14 protein-coding genes are annotated in these 18084 nt (G+C 74.7%); 7 read left to right on the top strand and 7 right to left on the bottom strand.

Annotated features, from left to right (window positions below; translation table 11 throughout):
• Window positions 1–21: 21 nt before the first annotated feature.
• Window positions 22–3111: a HAMP domain-containing protein gene (locus ACNJ93_RS30545; protein ID WP_418960693.1), complete on the bottom strand. Its 3090-nt coding sequence runs from the start codon at window positions 3109–3111 to the stop codon at window positions 22–24.
• A 151-nt stretch (window positions 3112–3262) separates the two neighbouring features.
• Between ACNJ93_RS30545 and ACNJ93_RS30540 the strand changes: the two genes are divergently transcribed.
• On the top strand, window positions 3263–4630 hold the full coding sequence (locus tag ACNJ93_RS30540) for a diacylglycerol/lipid kinase family protein (RefSeq protein WP_418960692.1): 1368 nt from the start codon (window positions 3263–3265) through the stop codon (window positions 4628–4630).
• Window positions 4623–5276, top strand: a complete 654-nt coding sequence (locus tag ACNJ93_RS30535; protein WP_418960691.1) for a phosphatase PAP2 family protein — start codon at window positions 4623–4625, stop codon at window positions 5274–5276. The genes ACNJ93_RS30540 and ACNJ93_RS30535 overlap by 8 nt, the downstream gene beginning before the upstream one ends.
• Before the next feature lie 88 nt (window positions 5277–5364).
• Here ACNJ93_RS30535 and ACNJ93_RS30530 read toward each other — a convergent pair whose 3' ends face one another.
• Window positions 5365–6060, bottom strand: coding sequence for a type 1 glutamine amidotransferase domain-containing protein (locus ACNJ93_RS30530; protein ID WP_418960690.1), 696 nt, complete (start codon window positions 6058–6060; stop codon window positions 5365–5367).
• Between the two features lie 84 nt (window positions 6061–6144).
• Here ACNJ93_RS30530 and ACNJ93_RS30525 point away from each other — a divergent pair, with 84 nt between their 5' ends.
• Window positions 6145–7122, top strand: a complete 978-nt coding sequence (locus ACNJ93_RS30525; protein WP_418960689.1) for a LysR family transcriptional regulator — start codon at window positions 6145–6147, stop codon at window positions 7120–7122.
• A gap of 37 nt (window positions 7123–7159) precedes the next feature.
• Here ACNJ93_RS30525 and ACNJ93_RS30520 read toward each other — a convergent pair whose 3' ends face one another.
• Window positions 7160–8554 carry a Mucin-2 gene (locus ACNJ93_RS30520; RefSeq protein WP_418960688.1) on the bottom strand — a complete coding sequence of 465 codons (1395 nt, stop codon included), beginning with the start codon at window positions 8552–8554 and terminating at the stop codon, window positions 7160–7162.
• A 115-nt stretch (window positions 8555–8669) separates the two neighbouring features.
• On the opposite strand from ACNJ93_RS30520, the gene ACNJ93_RS30515 reads away from it, so the two are divergent.
• A complete protein-coding gene (locus ACNJ93_RS30515) occupies window positions 8670–10025 on the top strand; it encodes a M20/M25/M40 family metallo-hydrolase (RefSeq protein WP_418960687.1) in 1356 nt (451 codons plus the stop codon).
• A gap of 18 nt (window positions 10026–10043) precedes the next feature.
• On the opposite strand, the gene ACNJ93_RS30510 is transcribed toward ACNJ93_RS30515, so the two are convergent.
• Together ACNJ93_RS30510 and ACNJ93_RS30505 are read right to left on the bottom strand one after the other, a co-directional pair.
• Window positions 10044–11333, bottom strand: a complete 1290-nt coding sequence (locus ACNJ93_RS30510) for a peptide ligase PGM1-related protein (protein WP_418960686.1) — start codon at window positions 11331–11333, stop codon at window positions 10044–10046.
• Between the two features lie 83 nt (window positions 11334–11416).
• Complete coding sequence (locus ACNJ93_RS30505) at window positions 11417–12634, bottom strand: helix-turn-helix domain-containing protein (protein ID WP_418960685.1); 1218 nt, start codon at window positions 12632–12634, stop codon at window positions 11417–11419.
• Between the two features lie 282 nt (window positions 12635–12916).
• Here ACNJ93_RS30505 and ACNJ93_RS30500 point away from each other — a divergent pair, with 282 nt between their 5' ends.
• The 3 genes from ACNJ93_RS30500 (at window position 12917) to ACNJ93_RS30490 (ending at window position 16152) form a co-directional block, all read left to right on the top strand.
• Window positions 12917–13879: an esterase/lipase family protein gene (locus tag ACNJ93_RS30500; protein WP_418960684.1), complete on the top strand. Its 963-nt coding sequence runs from the start codon at window positions 12917–12919 to the stop codon at window positions 13877–13879.
• Between the two features lie 95 nt (window positions 13880–13974).
• Entirely contained in the window at window positions 13975–15120 is a 1146-nt protein-coding gene (locus ACNJ93_RS30495) for a hypothetical protein (protein WP_418960683.1), read from the top strand.
• A 252-nt stretch (window positions 15121–15372) separates the two neighbouring features.
• Window positions 15373–16152, top strand: a complete 780-nt coding sequence (locus ACNJ93_RS30490; RefSeq protein WP_418960682.1) for an SDR family oxidoreductase — start codon at window positions 15373–15375, stop codon at window positions 16150–16152.
• Between the two features lie 357 nt (window positions 16153–16509).
• Here the strand turns inward: ACNJ93_RS30490 and ACNJ93_RS30485 are convergent, their stop codons facing one another.
• Both ACNJ93_RS30485 and ACNJ93_RS30480 read right to left on the bottom strand, forming a co-directional pair.
• Window positions 16510–17679 carry an NAD(P)/FAD-dependent oxidoreductase gene (locus ACNJ93_RS30485; protein ID WP_418960681.1) on the bottom strand — a complete coding sequence of 390 codons (1170 nt, stop codon included), beginning with the start codon at window positions 17677–17679 and terminating at the stop codon, window positions 16510–16512.
• The gene (locus ACNJ93_RS30480; RefSeq protein WP_418961582.1) at window positions 17676–17996 is read right to left on the bottom strand and encodes a bifunctional 3-phenylpropionate/cinnamic acid dioxygenase ferredoxin subunit; all 321 of its coding nucleotides are present in this window, start codon (window positions 17994–17996) and stop codon (window positions 17676–17678) included. The genes ACNJ93_RS30485 and ACNJ93_RS30480 overlap by 4 nt, the downstream gene beginning before the upstream one ends.
• Window positions 17997–18084 lie beyond the last annotated feature (88 nt).

Below are 18084 nucleotides of genomic sequence, written 5' to 3'. Positions count from 1 at the left end.
CGTCACTCAGCTGACGGGGCGTCACTCCGGGATCCAGCGCCGGATCCTGCTCATCAGCTCGGCCCCGTCCACCGGTTTGGGCAGGTAGTCGTCCGCCCCGGCGTCCAGCGCCTGGGCCCGGTCGCCCGGCATCACCTTGGCGGTGACGGCGATGACCGGCAGGGCGGCGCGGCCGGAGTGCCGCCGGATCGCCCGGATGGCGGTGTACCCGTCCATGCCGGACATCATCACGTCCATGAGCACGAGCCGGATCTCCGGGTGCGCGTCGAGCAGGTCGAGTCCGGCCTGACCGCCGCCGGCGGTGAGGACCCGCAGCCCGTTGCCCTCCAGGACCTCGGTGAGGGCGTACACGTTGCGCGGGTCGTCGTCGACGAGCAAGACCGTCGGCCGGTCCTGCTCCGCGTCGCCGACGGGCGGGCCGTCCGCGGCGGTGCTCACGGGGGCCTGCCCCGAGTCCTCGCCCTCGGCGCCGCCGTCGGCCTCGGTCGCGGTGCCGCCGGGGGTCTGGGGGTGCTCCCGGCCGGTGGCGGAGCCGGGGAGGTAGAAGGTGAACCGGCTGCCGTGGCCGGGGGTGCTCTCGGCGCGGATGGTGCCGCCGAGGAGTCCCGCGACCTCGCGGCTGATGGACAGGCCGAGGCCGGTGCCGCCGTAGCGGCGGGCGGTGGTGCCGTCGCCCTGCTGGAAGGCCTCGAAGATGTGCTCCAGGCGCTCGGCGGGGATGCCGATCCCGGTGTCCACGACCCGGAAGGCGAGGACGGGCCGGTCGCCGCGCAGCGCGACCGGGAGTTCGTCGGGGACGGCGTGCTCGACGGTGAGCGTGACCCGGCCCTCGTCGGTGAACTTCAGCGCGTTGGACAGCAGGTTGCGCAGGATCTGCCGGACGCGCGCCTCGTCGGTGGTCAGCTCCTCCGGCAGGTCGGGGGCGACGCTGAGGGTGAACTCCAGGGCGCGTTCGTCGGCGACCGGGCCGAAGGTGGACTCCAGGTACTCCAGCAGTCGGCGCAGCGAGAACGGCTCGTGCCGGATGTCCATCTTCCCGGCCTCGACCTTCGACAGGTCGAGGATGTCGTTGATCAGCTGGAGCAGGTCGGAGCCGGCGGAGTGGATGACCTCCGCGTAGTCGACCTGCTTCTCCGACAGGTTGCCCTCGGGGTTCTGCGCGAGCAGCCGGGCGAGGATGAGCAGGCTGTTGAGCGGGGTCCGCAGCTCGTGGCTCATGTTGGCGAGGAACTCGGACTTGTACATGGAGGTACGCGACAACTCCTGGGCGCGCGCCTCCAGTTCCTGGCGGGCCTGTTCGATGACCCGGTTCTTCGACTCGATGTCCTTGTTGCGCTGGGCGAGCAGCGCGGCCTTCTCCTTCAGCTCCGCGTTGGAGCGCTGGAGTTCCTGCTGCCGGGCCTGCAACTCCTGCGAGCGCGAGCGCAGTTCGTCGGCGAGGCGGCGGGACTGGCCGAGGAGTTCGTCGGTGCGCAGATTGGCGACGAGGGAGCTGAGGACGGCGCCGGCGCTGTCGACGAACCGGTCGAGGAAGTCCCGGTGCAGGGCCGTGAACGGCTGCAGCGAGGCGAGTTCGACCGCGCCGAGGACCTGGTCCTCGACCACCAGGGGCAGCACGATCAGGGTGCTGGGCTCGCGTTGGCCGATGCCGGAGGCGACGGTCGCGTACCCGGCGGGCAGCCCCTCGACGACGAGGGTGCGGCGGTCGTGAGCGGCCTGGCCGACGAGGGACTGGCCGAGGGCGAAGCGGCGCGGCTCCCCGCCGGGCGGCTGGGGCGAGCCGTAGGCGGCGGTCATGACCAGGTCGGGCCCGTTCTCGCCCTCCTCGGCGAGGAAGAACGCGCCGTACGGGGCGGAGACCAGCGGCGGCACCTCCGCCATGATCAGTTCGGCGATCTCGGGCAGGCTGCGGGTGCCCTGCAGCAGGGCCGTGATGCGGGCGAGGTTCGACTGGAGCCAGTCCTGCTCCTGGTTGGCGCGGGTGGTGGCGCGCAGCGACTCGACCATGGCGTTGATGTTGTCGCGCAGGTCGCCGACCTCGCCGGGGGCGTCGACGGTGATGGACCGGGTGAGGTCGCCCTCCGCGACGGCGCTGGTGACCTCGGCGATGGCACGGACCTGCCGGGTCAGGTTGCCGGCCAGTTCGTTGACGTTCTGGGTGAGCCGCTTCCAGGTGCCGGAGACGCCTTCGACCTCGGCCTGGCCGCCGAGTCTGCCCTCGGTGCCGACCTCGCGCGCCACGCGGGTGACCTCGGCGGCGAACGAGGACAGCTGGTCGACCATCGTGTTGATGGTGGTCTTCAGCTGGAGGATCTCGCCGCGCGCGGAGACGTCGATGCGGCTGGTCAGGTCGCCCTGGGCGACGGCGGTGGTGACCTGGGCGATGTTGCGGACCTGGTTGGTGAGGTTGTCCGCCATCGAGTTGACGTTGTCGGTGAGGTCCTTCCACGTGCCGGAGACGCCGTGGACGGTCGCCTGGCCGCCGAGGTTGCCGTCGGTGCCGACCTCGCGGGCCACCCGGGTGACCTCCTCGGCGAACGAGGAGAGCCGGTCGACCATCGTGTTGATGGTCTCCTTCAGCTCCAGGATCTCGCCGCGGGCGTCGACCCGGATCTTCTGCGTGAGGTCGCCGCGGGCGACCGCGGTGGCGACCTGGGCGATGGACCGGACCTGGGACGTGAGGTTGTCCGCCATGGCGTTGACGCCGGAGGTGAGTTCCTGCCAGGCGCCCTGGGCCCGCGGTTCGCGGACGCGGCCGCCGAGCAGGCCCTGGCCGCCGACCTCGCCGGCGACGCGGGTGACCTCGGAGGTGAGCAGCGAGAGCCGGTCGACGGTCTCGTTGTAGACGGCGACGATCTCGCCGAGCAGGGGGTCGGAGGAGCCGGCCGGTTCGGTGAGCCTGACGGACAGGTCCCCGTCGCGTACGGCGGTCAGTCCGGCGAGCAGCTGCCGCAGTCCGTCCCGTCCGGACTCGTGCGCCGGCGCCGGTGCGGCGGGTCCCGGGTCACGGTCGCGGGCGTCCGGCCCGGCGGGCCCCGCGTCACGCGCGTACGGCCCGGCGGCGTCGCCGGGCGGTCGGGGGTCGTCGGGGCCTGTTCGGTGCTCTGCCATGGGTGCCTCGCTGGTTCCACTCTAGGTCGCCCGCGCCGATCGGGCCTTGGGCTCACCCGTACGGCCCGGCCGGGACGCCGTGCGCACCCGCGAGCGCGCAGGCTGGTTCGGTCGGGCGTCGGGACGGGAACATGGATTCGGGGAGGTCGACGTGAGCGGAAGCGTGAGTGCGGATACGGGCGGCACGCCCCCTCGGGTGGCGGCGCGGTGGCTGGCGCGCTGTGCGCTGCTCGCGGCGGCGGCCGCCGTGGTGGTGCTGTTGCTCGGACTGGGTGACGGCGGGCTGCTCGTCGTGGGCGGCGGGCTGCTGGGGCTCGGCCTGTGCGCGGCCGGCATGTGGTGGTTCGTGGCCCACCGGGGCCTGGTGCGGCTGGGCGGGGTCCTGCTCGCGGTCGCCGCGCCGGTGGCCGTGCTGCTGCTGTTCACCCTGGACGGGCTGTGGCAGCTCGCGCTGGTCGCCTGCGCGTTCTGGGGCCTGGCCCTGGTCTGCGCCCGCGCGGCGCTGCGCGGCACCCGGCCGAAGAAGACCCGGCACGGCAAGGCCGTACCGGCGCCGCGGCGGCCGGTCCTGATCATGAACCCCAAGTCCGGCGGCGGGAAGGTCGAGCGCTTCGGACTCGTGGAGAAGGCGGAGCGCCTCGGGGCGCGGGTGATCCTGCTCGACCCGTCGGACCCGCAGGACGTCGCCGCGCTGGCGCGGCAGGCGGTGGCCCAGGGCGCGGACCTGCTCGGCGTCGCCGGCGGCGACGGCACCCAGGCGCTGGTTGCGGCGGTGGCCGCCGAGCACGACCTGCCGTTCCTCGTGATCTCCGCCGGCACCCGCAACCATTTCGCCCTGGACCTCGGCCTGGACCGGAACGACCCGTCGCGCTGCCTGGACGCGCTGGCCGGCGGCGAGGAGCTGCGCATCGACCTCGGCGACGTCTCGGGCCGGGCGTTCGTCAACACCGTGTCGTTCGGGGTGTACGCGGACGTGGTGCAGCGGCCCGAGTACCGGGACGACAAGGCGGGCACGGCGCTGAGACACATGCCGGACCTGCTGACCGGCGAGGGCGTGCGGCGGCTCGACGCGCGGGCCGACGCCACGGAGCTGTCCGGCCGGCAGGCGCTGCTGGTCAGCAACAACCCGTACATCACCCCCGACGCCTGGGGCGGCGGCGGCAGACGGCCGCGGCTGGACGGCGGCGAGCTGGGGGTGCTCGGGATCCGGGTGGAGGGCGCGGCGCAGGCCGCGGACCTGGCCGTACGGGGCTCGCAGTCGCCCACGCTGACGGTGATGACCGCGCACCGGGTCGAGGTCACCTCGGAGGACGCCGAGATCCCGGTGGCCGTGGACGGCGAGGCGCTGCGGCTGCCCACGCCGGTGGTGTGCCGGCTGCGGCCGCAGGCGCTGCGGGTGGTGGTGCCGCACGACCGACCGGGGGTGGTGCTTCCCGCACCGCCGGTGGACTGGCGGCTGCTCTTCCGGCTCGCCGTCGGCCGCGGCGCGAGGACGACCGAGGGAGCGAGCCATGCCTGAGCCCCGACCGGAACCGCTGGACTCCTCCGCGTACGGCGTGGATCCCTCGCCCGGTGCGCCGCCGCGCCTGGCGGCCGCGTGGCGGGCCGTGACCGCCGTCCTGGGTGACCTGGACGCGATCGACGGCGCCCTGTACGCGGCCGTGGCCGCGACGCCGACGCCCACGCTGGACCGGGCGCTGCGGCTGCTCTCGCGGACCGCCGACCACTCGAAGATCTCGCTGACAGTCGCGGGGCTGCTGGCCCTGAGGCCGGGCCGGCCGCGGCAGGCGGCGGTGGCCGGGGTCGGCGCGATCGCGGTGGCCTCGGCGGCGGCGAACCTGTTCGGCAAGCGGATGGTCCGCCGGCGCCGGCCGGACAGGGAGGCCGCCCGGGTGGTCGTGGACCGGCACGTGCCGATGCCGGCGTCGGCGTCGTTCCCGTCCGGGCACACGGCGTCGGCTACCGCCTTCGCCACCGCCGTGGGCGTGGTCCTGCCGCCGGCGGCGGTCCCGCTCGGCATCCTCGCGTCGGCCGTCGGCTACTCGCGCGTCCACACGGGCGTGCACTACCCCGGCGACGTGGCGGCCGGGGCGGTCCTCGGCCTGACGTCCGCGGTGGTGTCCCTGGCCCTCACGTACGGGCCCCGGCACCGCCCGGGGGGTTAGGCGGGCTTCCTCGGGACCGGCCGGGGGGGTGAGCGGGGCTGCCGCGGGACCGCCCGGGGGCTGAGCGGGCGGTGCCGGGGGCCGACGGTCAGGCGAGCTTCTTCAGGACTTCCTCGGCGAGGGCGTGCGAGGAGCCCGGGTTCTGGCCGGTGACGACGTTGCGGTCGACGACGACGTTCGACGCCCACGGCTCGCCCACGCCCACCTGGAGGCCGGCCTCGACGAGCCGGGTCTCCAGGAGCCACTTGGCCCGGTCGGCGAGACCGCCGAGGGTCTCCTCTGTGTTGCTGAACGCGGTGACGCGGTAGCCGGCGAAGGCGTTGGAGCCGTCCGCCCGCCTGGCGGCGAGCAGTGCGGCCGGGCCGTGGCAGACCACGGCGAGCAGCGTGCCGGCGTCGAGGGCCTCGGTCAGCAGCCGGCCGGAGACCGGGTCGACGGCGAGGTCCTCCATGGGCCCGTGGCCGCCGGGGACGAAGACGGCGTCGTAGTCGTCGAGCCGGACGTCGTCGAGCGCGAGCGGCTCGCGCAGTTCGCTGAAGGAGTCGAGGATCGCGGCGACGCGGTCGGCCGCCTCCTGGCCGCCGTTGGCCTCGGGGGCGAGGCTGCCGCGGTCCACGGGCGGGACGACGCCGCCGGGCGTGGCGACGACGACCTCGTGGCCGGCGGCCTTGAACGCCTGGTAGGGAGTGGCCGCCTCCTCGGCCCAGAAGCCGGTGGGGTGCTTGGTGCCGTCGGCCAGGGTCCAGTGGTCGGCGCCGGTCATCACGAAAAGGATCTTCGACATGGTTGTGCTGCTTTCCCGTGGAGTGACTGCGATGGCTTCGACCGTAGGATGGGCCACCCATCGAAATCCAATAGGCTCGGGCATATGAGGAATAGAAATTCCAATGGCGGTTCCCCTGGCGGAGAGGGGCGCGCCTCGGGGGGCGCGGGGTCCGGGGCGCTGGACCTGAACCTGCTGCGGACGTTCCTGGCCGTGTACCGCACGGGGTCCTTCACGGCCGCGGCCCGCCTGCTGGGCCTGTCGCAGCCGACCGTGACCACGCAGGTCCGGGCGCTGGAGCGGCAGTTGGGCCGGGAGCTGTTCCAGCGGCTGGCGCGCGGGGTGGCCCCGGGGCCGTTCGCGGACGATCTGGCCGCGCGGGTCGTCGAGCCGCTCGACGCGCTGGCTGCGGTCACCGGTCCGGGCGGCGCGGCGGACGACGCCGTCCCGGAGCCGGTGCAGCTCGCGGGGCCCGTCGAGCTGCTGACCCACTCCGTGCTGCCCGGGCTCGCGCCGCTGATGGACGGGGGCGTGCGGCTGCGCATCACGCCCGGCCTCACCGAACCGCTGCTGGAGGAGCTGCGGGCGGGCCGGTACGACCTGGTCCTCGCGACGTACCGGCCACGCGGCCGCACGCTGGCCTCGGTGCCGCTGTCCGACGAGGAGTTCGTCCTGGTCGCCTCGCCACCGTGGGCGGAACGGATCGGCGGCCCGGCGCGGATCGCGGCGGACGGCCCGGCGGCGCTGCACGGCGCACCCCTGGTCGCGTACGCGGAGGACGTACCGATCGTGCGCCGCTACTGGCGCCACGTCTTCGGCAAGCGCCTGACCCGCCAGCCGGCGCTGACCGTGCCCGACCTGAACGCGGTGAAGGCCGCGGTGGCGGGCGGCATCGGCTTCACCGTGCTCCCCCGCTACCTCTGCGCCGCCGAACTGGCCTCGGGAACACTCGTCGCCCTCCACGAACCGGACGACCCTCCGATCAACACCGCCTTCCTCGTCCAACGCCCCGGCTCCTCCACCAACCCGCACGTCGCCCTGGTCCGCGACCACCTCCTGGAGGCGGCCCGGGGCTGGACGTAGGCCGCGCGAGTGTGGCTCTGCGACGACCGGTCGGTGGTCAGGCGGGCACGCCGGCGCGGTCCAGGACGGCGGCCATGTCGGGCTCGGGGAGCGCCGGGTTCGCGCCGGCGCTCGAGGCCAGTTCGGGGACGTGGAGCGCCTCGCGGAGGCGGTGGAGGGGAAGGCGCGGGTCGCCGGCCGCCGCCTGGCGCGTCCCGGCCACGGGGTCATGGCTGAGGCGTTCGATCAGTGCCGGCGTGGCGGCCGGGTCCCGGACGGCCAGTCGGCGGAAGTTCCCGTCCGGGTGGTCCGCGTAGCGGGCGGCGAGGCCCTCGCGGGGAAAGCGGGGGTGCGTCTCCGCCATCCAGGCGGAGAACGTCCTGCCGAGCCTCGCGTGGACACGCATCAGGACCTCCTCCGGAGTGTCGGGGTGGAAGACGGCCAGGGACTCATCCACCTGCGGGTCCTCGGCGCGGGCGAGCAGGCGCAGCAGGTCGGGCGGCAGGTGGGGGCTCAGCGCGGCGGCGCGCCGGAGCAGCGGGTGGGCGGAGGTCGCGGCGCGCCGCAGCACCTCGGGGTCGGCGAGCCCGTCCCGTACCCACCGCACGCCGACGCTCCCGGCGGCACCCTCGACCGTGGAGTGGATCGCGGTGCGCCGCGTGTCGTCCAGCTCGGGCCTCAGGGAGACCGCGAGCCGTACGGCCTCGTCGGGGTCGACGGCGAGCCGCTCCACCAGGCCGGCCGGCAACGAAGGGTTCTCCGCGAGAGCCGCCAGGTGCGTCCGCGCGGCGACGCACCGCTCCGCGTCGGCGCGGGCGAGGAGCCCTCGGCGCGCCGCCGCGGCGGCGGAATCCGGATCGCGGAGGAGTTCGGCGGTGAGGCGTGCGTCCCGGCGGCACTGCCACAGCGCGGCGGCACGTCGTACCTGGGGGTCGGGGTCGGCCAGCAGTGCCGATCGCTCGCCCGGCGGCAGCGTCTCCCAGGCACGCACCGCTTCCCGGCGCGCCGCCGCGCTGTGATGGGCGGCCATCCATGCCACGAACGACGGTGCCACGTGGGGCGATTCCAGCAGAGCCGTCCGAACGGCAGGGACGGGGTCGTCGAGCAGGCGGACGCACACGGCGTCCGGGAGCGGCGCGACCCTGGTGCGCGCACCGTACACCTCGGGTCCGTACGCGAGAGCGGTCCGCACCTTGGGAGAAGGATCGTCCGCGAGCCGTGCCCGTTGTGCGGGCCGCGCCCTGGCGCTCATGGCGAAGTCGATCCGGACGCCCGGGTCCGGATGGGTCAGGATCGCCACGACGGCCGGCTCGGGGAGTCCGGCGCGCTGGACGGCGTCACGCGGCGGACGGTATCCGTCCCCGTCCGCCGCGAGCAGGCGCAGGAGCAGCGGCGTCGGCAGCGCAGGGTTGCGGGCCACTCCGTCCAGTGCCGAGGCGTGGAACGCCACCATGATTCCCCCGCCCCCGTACTGCTGTGTCCACCCCGACCGGTCCCGACCATGATCTCCCGTAGGGCCGGGGCGGATCAACGGGTTCCCGCCCGGCGAACCCGGGCAGGCGCTCCCCATGAACTCCACCGGGTGGGTCGATATGAGTGCGCTGGCGGAGTGGGTGGGCATTCCGTCCGTGTCGTCCGACCCCGGCCGGGCCGGCGACGTGCGGCGGTCCGCCGGCTGGTTGGCGGACCGGCTGCGGGGCATCGGTTTCGCGCGTGTCGAGGTGTGGGAGACCGACGGGCTGCCGGCCGTGTACGGGTGCCTGCCGGCCGAGGATCCCGGCGCGCCCGTTCTGCTCGTCTACAGCCACCACGACGTCCATGCCGCGGACGCCGCCGAGTGGGAGGTGACGGCGCCGTTCTCGCCGCTCCGGCGGGGCGGACGGCTGTACGGGCGGGGGGCCTCCGACGCCAAGGGGCAGATCATGGCCCATCTGGGGGCCGTCCGCACACACCTCGCGCACCGGGCCGCCCCGGCGGTGACGGTGAAGTACCTGATCGAGGGCGAGGAGGAGATCGGCTCGGTCCACCTGGCCGACCTGCTCTCCGAGCACGCCGACGAACTGTCGGCCGACGTGGTCATGGTGTCGGACACCATGCTGTGGTCCGTGCGGGAAGCGACCGTGTGCGCCGCGGTCCGCGGCTCGGTCACCGCCTCCCTCACCGTCCGCGGCGCCGCACGGGACCTGCACAGCGGCGCGGTGTCCGGCGCCGCCGCCGACGCGGCCCTCGAACTCGGCCGGCTCGTGGGCCTGCTGACCGACGACTCCCGTCGGGTCGCGCTGCCGGGTTTCTACGACGCGGTGGCCGACCCGGCCCCGGATCTCCGCGCGTCCCTCGACTCGCTGCCCTTCGACCTGCCGCGGTGGCTGGCCGACACCGGCACGTTCGCCGCCGACGGGGAGAAGGGCTTCACCGCGCCCGAGCGGCTGTGGACCCGCCCCGCCGTGGAGGTGGCCCGTCTCACGGCCGGGCGCACGGACTCGCCGTCGCTGGGTCTGATCCCCGCGGAGGCCGGCGCGGACCTGCTGCTCAGGCTCGTGCCCGATCAGCGGGCCGAGGAGGTCGCCGACCAGCTGCGGGCCTGGCTGGCCGCCCGCCGCCGCCCCGGCTTCGGCTACGACCTGAGCATCTCCTCCACGCGCTCCGACCCCTACCGCACGCCCGAGCGTCACCCGGCGCTCGCCGCGCTCGTGCGCGCCGTCGGCCGCGCGTACGGGTCGCCGCCCCGCCTGATCGGCAACGGCGGCGCCGCGCCCGCGGCGCAGCTGGCCCGCGCCTGTGACGCCCCGGTGCTGTTCTTCGGCACGGGACTGCCCGGCGACGGCTGGCACGGCCCGGACGAGAAGGTCGAGACCGAGGCCCTCCACCTCGGCGTCCGTACCCTCGCGGCGTTTCTGGAGGAACTGCCGTCCAGCCTCCGGTGAGTGGCCGACTCGGCCGCGTCAGGCCCAGGACGACCGCAGGCGCTCCTCGTAGCCCGCCACCGCGGCAGAATCGTGCGCGATCGCCGCGTAGCGCCAGGTCCGGCCGTCCGGCGGCGGCCCGGCGTACAGCACGATCCCCGCTCCGCGCGCGGGATCGTAGGCCACGCCTGCGGAGCGCAGCCGCGCCACGGCCTCGTCGAAGGAGTACGCCGCCGGGGCCCGCAGCCTGGCCGTCGCCCACGCCGGACGACCGGTCACCGCCGCGGCCGCCAGACGGGCCACCATGGCGTGCGGCGTGGTCGTGGCGGTGCGCCGGACGTTGCTCTCCCCCGCGATCAGTTCGCCCGAGGCCGACACCATCGCGTCGATGCTGAAGGGCCCCGCGTACCCGCGCTCCGCGAGGTACGTACCCAGGGAACGCCCCCACCGCTCCAGCGTCGGCCCGGTCCCGTCGGGCGAGGGCGGCAGCGGAGACGCGTACCCCGTGAAACAACCCGCCTCGGTGCGCATCTCGCCGCTGAACAGCACGTTCGGGCCGTCGGGCCCCGTCTCCGCCTGGACGCTGACCGAGCGCGCCACGTCGATCAGTTCCTCGACGACCCAGAGCCCGGCGGGCCCGCCCACCGGGGCGAGGTCGGCCCCGGTCCACGGTCCTTCCGCCGCCGCGAGGAAGCGCAGGCCGTGCCCGCCCGCGGACCGGTCCGGCTTGACCACGACCCGGCCGTGCTTCGCGAGCAGCTCCGCCGCCGCGTCCGGCACCCCGGCACGGCGGCAGACCCGCCCGTCCGGCACCCTCATGCCCCGGCCGATGGCCGCCTGGCGGAATCCGGCCTTGGTGTTGAGGCGTCGGGTCACCTCCAGGGCGGCTTCGGCCGCGGCTGCCGAGGCGTACGGGGCCACGGGGGCGCCGAGCCCCCGCGCCAGGCCCAGCACGGCCGTGTCGAGGGCCGTGGGGAGGACCGCGGCGACCGGCCGGCCCCCGGCCGCCGTGCGCACCTCCTCGACCGCCGTACGGTCCGGGGTCGGCCGGCCGGGCACCGGGAACGCGTCCGGCAGGGCGAGCACCGTGACCGCGTCGCGGGGCACCCCCGTCAGGGCGCAGGCGTACCGGAGGAACGCCTCGTCGACCGGCACCGGCGACACCAGGACGTCGCCCGGCCCGAGCAGCCACACCTCTCTCGGTGCCTGTTCCGCCCAGCCGCTGAGCAGGTCACGCTCTTCCAGCTCCACGGCGAGGTCGGACACGAGGTTCGCGTAGAGGACCAGAGGGCCGGTCCTGCCCTGGCCGGACTCGCGCGTCACGTCCACGTGCACGTGCACCTCTCCGTGTGTCGGTGGTCCCCGTTATGTCGGTCGTCCCGTTCTCCATGGTGCGGCTCCCGGGCCGGGCTTCACTCGGCGTCGGTGCCGAGGGCCCGGGTACGGAGGGCGAGGAGAGCCTCGAAGCGGAAGCGGGGGTCGGCGAGGCGGTCGCCGAACAGCTCGTCGAGCTGGCGGAGCCGGCGGCGGGCGGTCTGGGGGTGGATGCCGAGGGCGCGGGCGACCTCGGGGGCGGTGCGGCCCCAGGACATCAGCAGGGCGTCGAGCGTCTCGGCGAGCCGCACGGCCCGGCCGCTGGGCAGGCCGGCGAAGGCGGCGAGGACCCGTCGGCCGAGCAGGCGGCCGACGGGCGCACCGCGCAGCAGCTGGAGCTCGGCCAGTTCCTCGTCGACGCGGAGGAACAGTTCGGCACGCGCGTCCGTCCGGCGGTCCAGGGCGAGCCGGGCGCACTGGAGCGAGAGCCACGCCTCGTCGACGCCGACGGCGGGGCCGAGGGCGGCGAGGCGGCCGCGGGCGGCGGCCCGGGCCCGGTCGACGGGGCCGCCGGACTCGGGGTCGGGCACGACGAGGACGGCGTCGTTGCCGCGGTGCGCGGTGAGCAGGGCGGTGTCCCCGGCGGGCAGGGCGAGAGGCCCGGCCCCGCGGACGACGACACAGGCGACGCTACGGGGCAGGGGCCACTCGGCGCGCTCGGCCAGCGCGGCCAGCGCGGCCACGGGGGCGACCGGGGCTCGGTCCCCGGCGCGGGGCTGTTCGAGGAGGCGCTCGGTCAGGGCGCGGCGGGCGCGTTTCACCTCGCCCTCGGAGCGCAGCCGAGCGGAGAGGAAGCCTTTGACGGCCTCGTTGGAGAGGGCGTTGATGTGGATGAGCACGGCCTCGTGGAGCGGGACGACGGTCTCCGGAGGCAGTGCGGCGCCTTGGACGAGTTCGGCGTACCGGCGGCTGCCGATGCGGGCGCCGACCCGGAAGGCGGCCTGGATGCCGTCGGTGGTGCGGCCGCCGAGGAACTCGATGCGGCCGAGCTGCCGGAAGTGTTCGAGGTGGTGGTCCTGGGGGCTGTCGGGGTGCTCGACGAGTTCGGCGAACTGGCGCAGGGCCCGCCGGATGGACTCGACGAGGTCGCGGCCGACGGCGGAGTCGGTGGGCCGCCGGTAGGAGGGCACCTCGTCGCGGATCGCCTGGACCATCTCGGTGACGATGGCGTCGATCCGGGGCCGGATGAGGCCGGCGAGGACCGGGGGCAGCTCGTGCCAGGGCTGACGCGGGAACGTCTCGGCCGGTGAGGCCATCGCTGCGGCTCCGTCTCGTGGGGGCGGGCGGGCGGACGCCGGTGCTCGGGGGCTGCGCAGGGTGAGGCGGGCGGCCGGAAAACGGTCACGCCCATGACAGTTTCCCCGGCCCCGTGGGTGCTCTCCCTGGTTCGGCTCGCGCGCTCGGCTCCAGTGTGGAACCGACGTTACGCGCCGGTAGCTTCTGTGTCTCTCTCCCTTGGGGGATTCCCGGAGGCAGTGTCACGGGCCTCCCCCCGGGCCGTCGGCGCGCCCCCACCCGCACACCGCCGGAGGTACCCCATGCGCACCCTGAGGATCAGACTGATCGCTGCCGCCACGGGCGTCGCCGCCGCCGTGGGCCTCGGCCTGGCCGGCAGCCTGCCGTCCGCCCACGGCGTCTCCGCGACCGGTGACGGCGTCTCCGCGACGGACGACGGTGTCGCCGCAACCGACCCCGTGGGCCCGCCGCAGGACGACTTCGCGTCCGCCTTCGCGTACGCGCTGCTGCACCCCACGGCCGTGCCGTCCGGCGCCAACGACTGGGACTGCCGCCCGGACGCCGCCCGTCCGCGCCCGGTGGTCCTGGTGCACGGCACCTTCGAGAACCGGTACGTCAACTGGGCGGGGCTCGCGCCCCGTTTGAAGCAGCAGGGGTACTGCGTCTTCGCGACGAACCACGGCGGCAGCGGCTCCGGTCCGGTCGCCGGCACCGGCGACCTCGCGCTGTCGGCCGGACAGTTGGCCGCGTTCGTCGACCGGGTGCGCTCCGCCACGGGCGCGGCGAAGGTCGACCTGGTCGGGCACTCGCAGGGCGGCATGATGCCCCGCCACTACATCAAGAGTCTGGGCGGGGCGGCGAAGGTCGACAAGTTGATCGCCCTCGCCCCCACCAACCACGGCACCTCGCTGTGGGGCCTCGGCCTGCTGGCGGCCGCCTTCCCGGGCGGTCGGACCCTCACGGGAGCGACCTGTACGGCGTGCTCGCAGCAGGTGACCGGTTCGGACTTCCTGGAGGAGCTGAACCAGGGCGGCGAGACGCATCCGGACGTCACGTACACGGTGATCGTCACTCGGCACGACGAGGTGGTCAGCCCGTACACCTCGGGGTACCTCGCTCCCCGCCCCAACGTCACGAACCAGAAGGTCCAGGGCTTCTGCCCGCTGAACACCACCGAGCACGTGGACATCAGCTACGACGCCGTGGCCGAGCGTCTGGTGCTCAATGCCCTGGACCCCGCGCGGGCCGTGCGTCCGCGCTGCTGAGGGGTTTGCGAGGGCCCTCCGGGGGCATCAGCGCACGGAAGGGGGCGATCCGATTCCGCTTCCGTGTTCACGACCAGCCTCCGGAGGAGGACGTCATGGAACTCGGCTTCCTCGCACCGCTCTTCACCCGGCTGGGGCCCTGGGCCTCGGTCTACATCGACACGACGCGCGCGACCGAGGACGGGCGCAAGATCCAGGAGCTGCGGGAGCGCGCCGTCGCGGCGCAGCTCATCGACGCGGGCGCGGACGGGTACACCACCCGGGCCGTGATCGACCGCCTCTCGCACGAGCCCGTCTCCGGCGCCCCGCCCGGACGGGCGGTCTTCGCGGCCGGCGCGGAGGTCGTGCTCGACGTGCCGCTGACGGTCAGCCCGCCGAGCATCCTGGCAACCTGGTCGACCCTGCCGCACGTCGCCCCGCTGGCGCAGTACCTGGGCGAGGAGCCGTGCTGCCTGGTCGCGTACATCGACCGCACGGGGGCGGACCTGGAGGTGCGGGACGGAACGGGACGGGCGCGGCTCGGCGAGGCGCACGGCCGCGAGTGGCAGAGCCGCGGCCACCGCAGCATCCCCGAGGACCGTTACGAGTGGCACTACCGGCACCGGGTGGAGAACGCCTGGGAGGCGACCGCCGAGGCGATCGCGGCCGAGATCGAGCGGGCCTGGCCGGAGAGCGGGGCGGACCTGCTGGTGCTCACGGGCGACACCCGGGAGCGCCGCGCCGTGCTGCAGCGGCTGTCCGAACAGCTGCGGACGGCGGCCGTGGAGATCGCCGGTTCGCGGGCCGCGGGCGGCTCCCGCGACGCCCTGGAGCAGCAGCTCGCCGAGGTGCGGCAGCGCTACGCGCGCGAGCGCGTGGACCAGGCGCTCGAACGGTTCCGGAGGGGCCGCGGCAAGCCCGGCGAGCACCGGGTCACCACCGTGGACACCGGCCCCGGCGAGGCCGCGGAGGGCATGCCGGCGGTCGTGGACGCGGCCCGCAACCACCAGGTGGCCACGCTGCTGCTCACCCCGGACGCCGCCGACACGGCCCGCGAGCTGTGGATCGGCCCGGGCCCCGACGACGTGGCGGTCCGCCGCGACGAGGCCCGCGCCATGGGCATCGAGCACCCGGAACAGGCCCGCGCCGACGACGCGCTGCTGCGCGCGGCCGCGGCGGCGGGCGGCGAGGTCCTCGTGGTCCCGTCGGGCCAGGCGGGCCCGGCGGGCGGCCTGGGAGCGGTGCTGCGCTGGACGATGTGACGCGAGGGGTGCCGGTGACACGCGGGTGGAGTTGCTGATCCCCGGTGCGGGGCCCGGGCCGAACGGCCCGGGCCCCGTCGTTCATGGAAGCCCCCCGGTCCTGGCTGTCTGCGGCGGGGGTGGGTCGTCGCGTGTGACGAGCGGCACGGGCGCCGTGGGATGTCACGTTTCGCCGCCCCGGCCGGTCGTACGGGTGTGAGACGACAGCTCCCGGCCGCAAAGCGGCGGCCGGCCGAGAGAGACGAGAACGTCATGCAGCCCTTCCTGGTGACCGGTGGAACCGGAAAGCTGGGACGAGCCGTGGTGCAGCGCCTCGACGACGGGCACCGCGAGATCCGAGTACTCAGCCGCCGGGCCCAGCCCCCTGGCGCGGCAACGTCGTACAGGCACATGGTCGGTGACCTGAGGACAGGAGACGGACTGGACGCCGCCGTGCGCGGAGTGGGGGCCATCGTGCATTGCGCCACCACGTACGGCAAGGGAGACGTCACGGCCGCACGGAATCTGATCGACGCGGCTCTGAGGAGTGGGAGCAACCCGCACCTGGTCTACATCTCCATCGTCGGCGTCGACGTCATCCCGGTTCCGTACTACCGCGACAAGCTCGCGGCCGAGCGGATGATCGCGGACTCCGGGCTGCCGTGGACGGTGCAACGGACCACGCAGTTCCACGACCTGGTGGCGACCTTCTTCGCGTGGCAACGGCGACTTCCGCTGACCCTGACCCTCCAGCGGTTCCGGTTCCAGCCGGTCGACGTCCGCGATGTCGCCGACCGGCTGGCCGGTCTCGCCATGGGCGACCCGGCCGGGAGAGCGCCCGACATCGGCGGGCCGCAGGTGCGCGACATGCGCGACCTCGCCACCGCCTACAACCAGGCGCACGGCCTCCGTCGACGTGTCGTCCCCCTGCGCGTGCCGGGCAGGATCGCCCGCGGTTTCGCCGACGGCGCGAACCTCGTCCCGCACAACGGGGTCGGCACCTTCACCTTCGACGACTTCCTCGTCGGGCAGCGCAAGGACAACGGCGGATGAGCGACGCGAAAGCCGCCGGGGTACGCGCCGGACTGATCTTCTTCGCCCTGGTCTCCGCCGTGCTGGGCCTCTCCATCCTCATCTCACCCGAGGGATTCTTCAGCTGGTCGTGGGTCAACCTGGGCATGGAGTACAACCCGCACCTGATGCTCGACTACGGGGCGATGAACCTGGCCGCCGCGATTCCTCTCGGCAGCGCCGCCGTGGTGATGAGCCCGGCCTTCACCAGCTCCTGCTCACCTTCGGCCGTCCCGCGCTTCCCGGCCGGCGGCGGGAGGGGCGGGCTGGCGGGTGACCGGGTGCCGGTGGCGGAAAAGCCCACGGGCACCCGCGCGACACGCCCTGGGCGCCTCGCCGTCACCCGGCCGGAACGGGGCTCTCCCCCGTACGCGCCAGGGCGCGGCGGGCGTGGACGAAGGCGCGGGGACGGTCGACGGCCAGGACGGCGGTCGTGGCACCGGCGCGCTCGTAGCGGCAGAGGAACGACGCCTCCTCCGGTGATCCCTCCACAAGGACGGGCGTGTCGCCGTCCTCTCGTCGGCCGGCGAACTGGATGCGGACGCCGTACTGGTCGGACCAGAAGTACGGAGCGGGGCGGACGTGTTCGACGGTGCGGCCGGCCAGCAGGTTGCGCACCGCGACCGCCGGCTGCTGCGTGGCGCTCGTCCAGTGCTCGGAGCGCACCCCTCCGACGCGGGCCACGTCCCCGGCCGCGACGACCTGCGGCAGTGCCGTGACACCGCCGCCGTCGCACAGGACGCCGTCGGCGACCGCGAGCGCGGAGCCCGCGAGCCAGCCGGTCTCGGGGACGGCGCCGATGCCGACGATCACCACGTCCGCGGGCAGCACCCGGCCGTCGGCCAGTTCGACGGCGGTGACGGACGCCCTCCCGTGGAGTGCGAGGACACCGACGCCGGTCAGCAGCCGCACTCCCCCACGGCGGTGCAGACCCGCGCAGAACCCGGCCATCTCCGGGCCCAGTTGAGGCAGCAGCGGCAGGCGGGCCGCCTCCACGACGGTGACGTCGTGCCCGAGGGCGGCGCAGGACGAGGCGGTCTCCGCGCCGATGAACCCGCCGCCGATGACGACGACGCGGCGCGGCGTCCCGGCGAGCGCGTCCCGCAGGGCACGGGCGTCGTCGAGGGTGCGCAGGGTGTGCACGCCGCCGAGGCCGTCCGCCCCGGGCAGGGGCCGTGCCCGTGCGCCGGTCGCGACGACCAGGCCGTCCGTGGCGACGGTCCGCCCGTCAGCCAGCAGGAGGGTGCGTCCCCGGGCGTCGAGGCCCCGGGCGCGTACGCCGAGGAGCCACTCGACGGCCAGCTCGTCCTCCTCCTCCGCGTCTGCGAGGGCCAGTTCGGGCTCGGTCGTCTCCCCGGTGAGGAAGCCCTTCGACAACGGCGGGCGGTCGTACGGGCGGTGGGGTTCCCCGCCCACGATCACCAGCCGTCCGTCGTATCCCTGCGCGCGCAGCGCGCGTGCGGCGTACAGTCCGGCGAGCGAGGCGCCGACGACGGTCACGGTCCTCATGCCGCGCTCCCCTCCCCCAACGCCGGCCGGACGTGCACGACTCCGTCCGCGACGACCACCTCGTGGGTGCGGACGGGACGCCGTGCCGGCAGGCACGTGGGCACCCCGGTGCGAATGTCGAATGCCGCGGCGTGCAGGGGGCATTCGACCAGACAGCCCTCGAGCCACCCCTCCGACAGAGAGGCGTCCTGATGACTGCACGTGTCGTCGATGGCGTACAGCGCGCCGTCGGCGTTGAACACCGCGATCGGCGGCGTGGTGTCGACGCGGACGGCGGCGCCGGCGGGAAGGTCTTCGAGACGGCAGACGGGTATCAACGGGCCCCCCTCGGTCCAGGACTCTTCGGTAACATGGCGTTGCGTATGGCGCATGAGGGAGCGCTATGCGCAACAGAATCCGGGCGAC

The organism is Streptomyces tritici (assembly GCF_048500665.1).
Lineage (GTDB): Bacteria > Actinomycetota > Actinomycetes > Streptomycetales > Streptomycetaceae > Streptomyces > Streptomyces tritici.
Note: the sequence above shows the minus strand (reverse complement) of the source record. Positions and strands in the feature narration are given on the sequence as shown.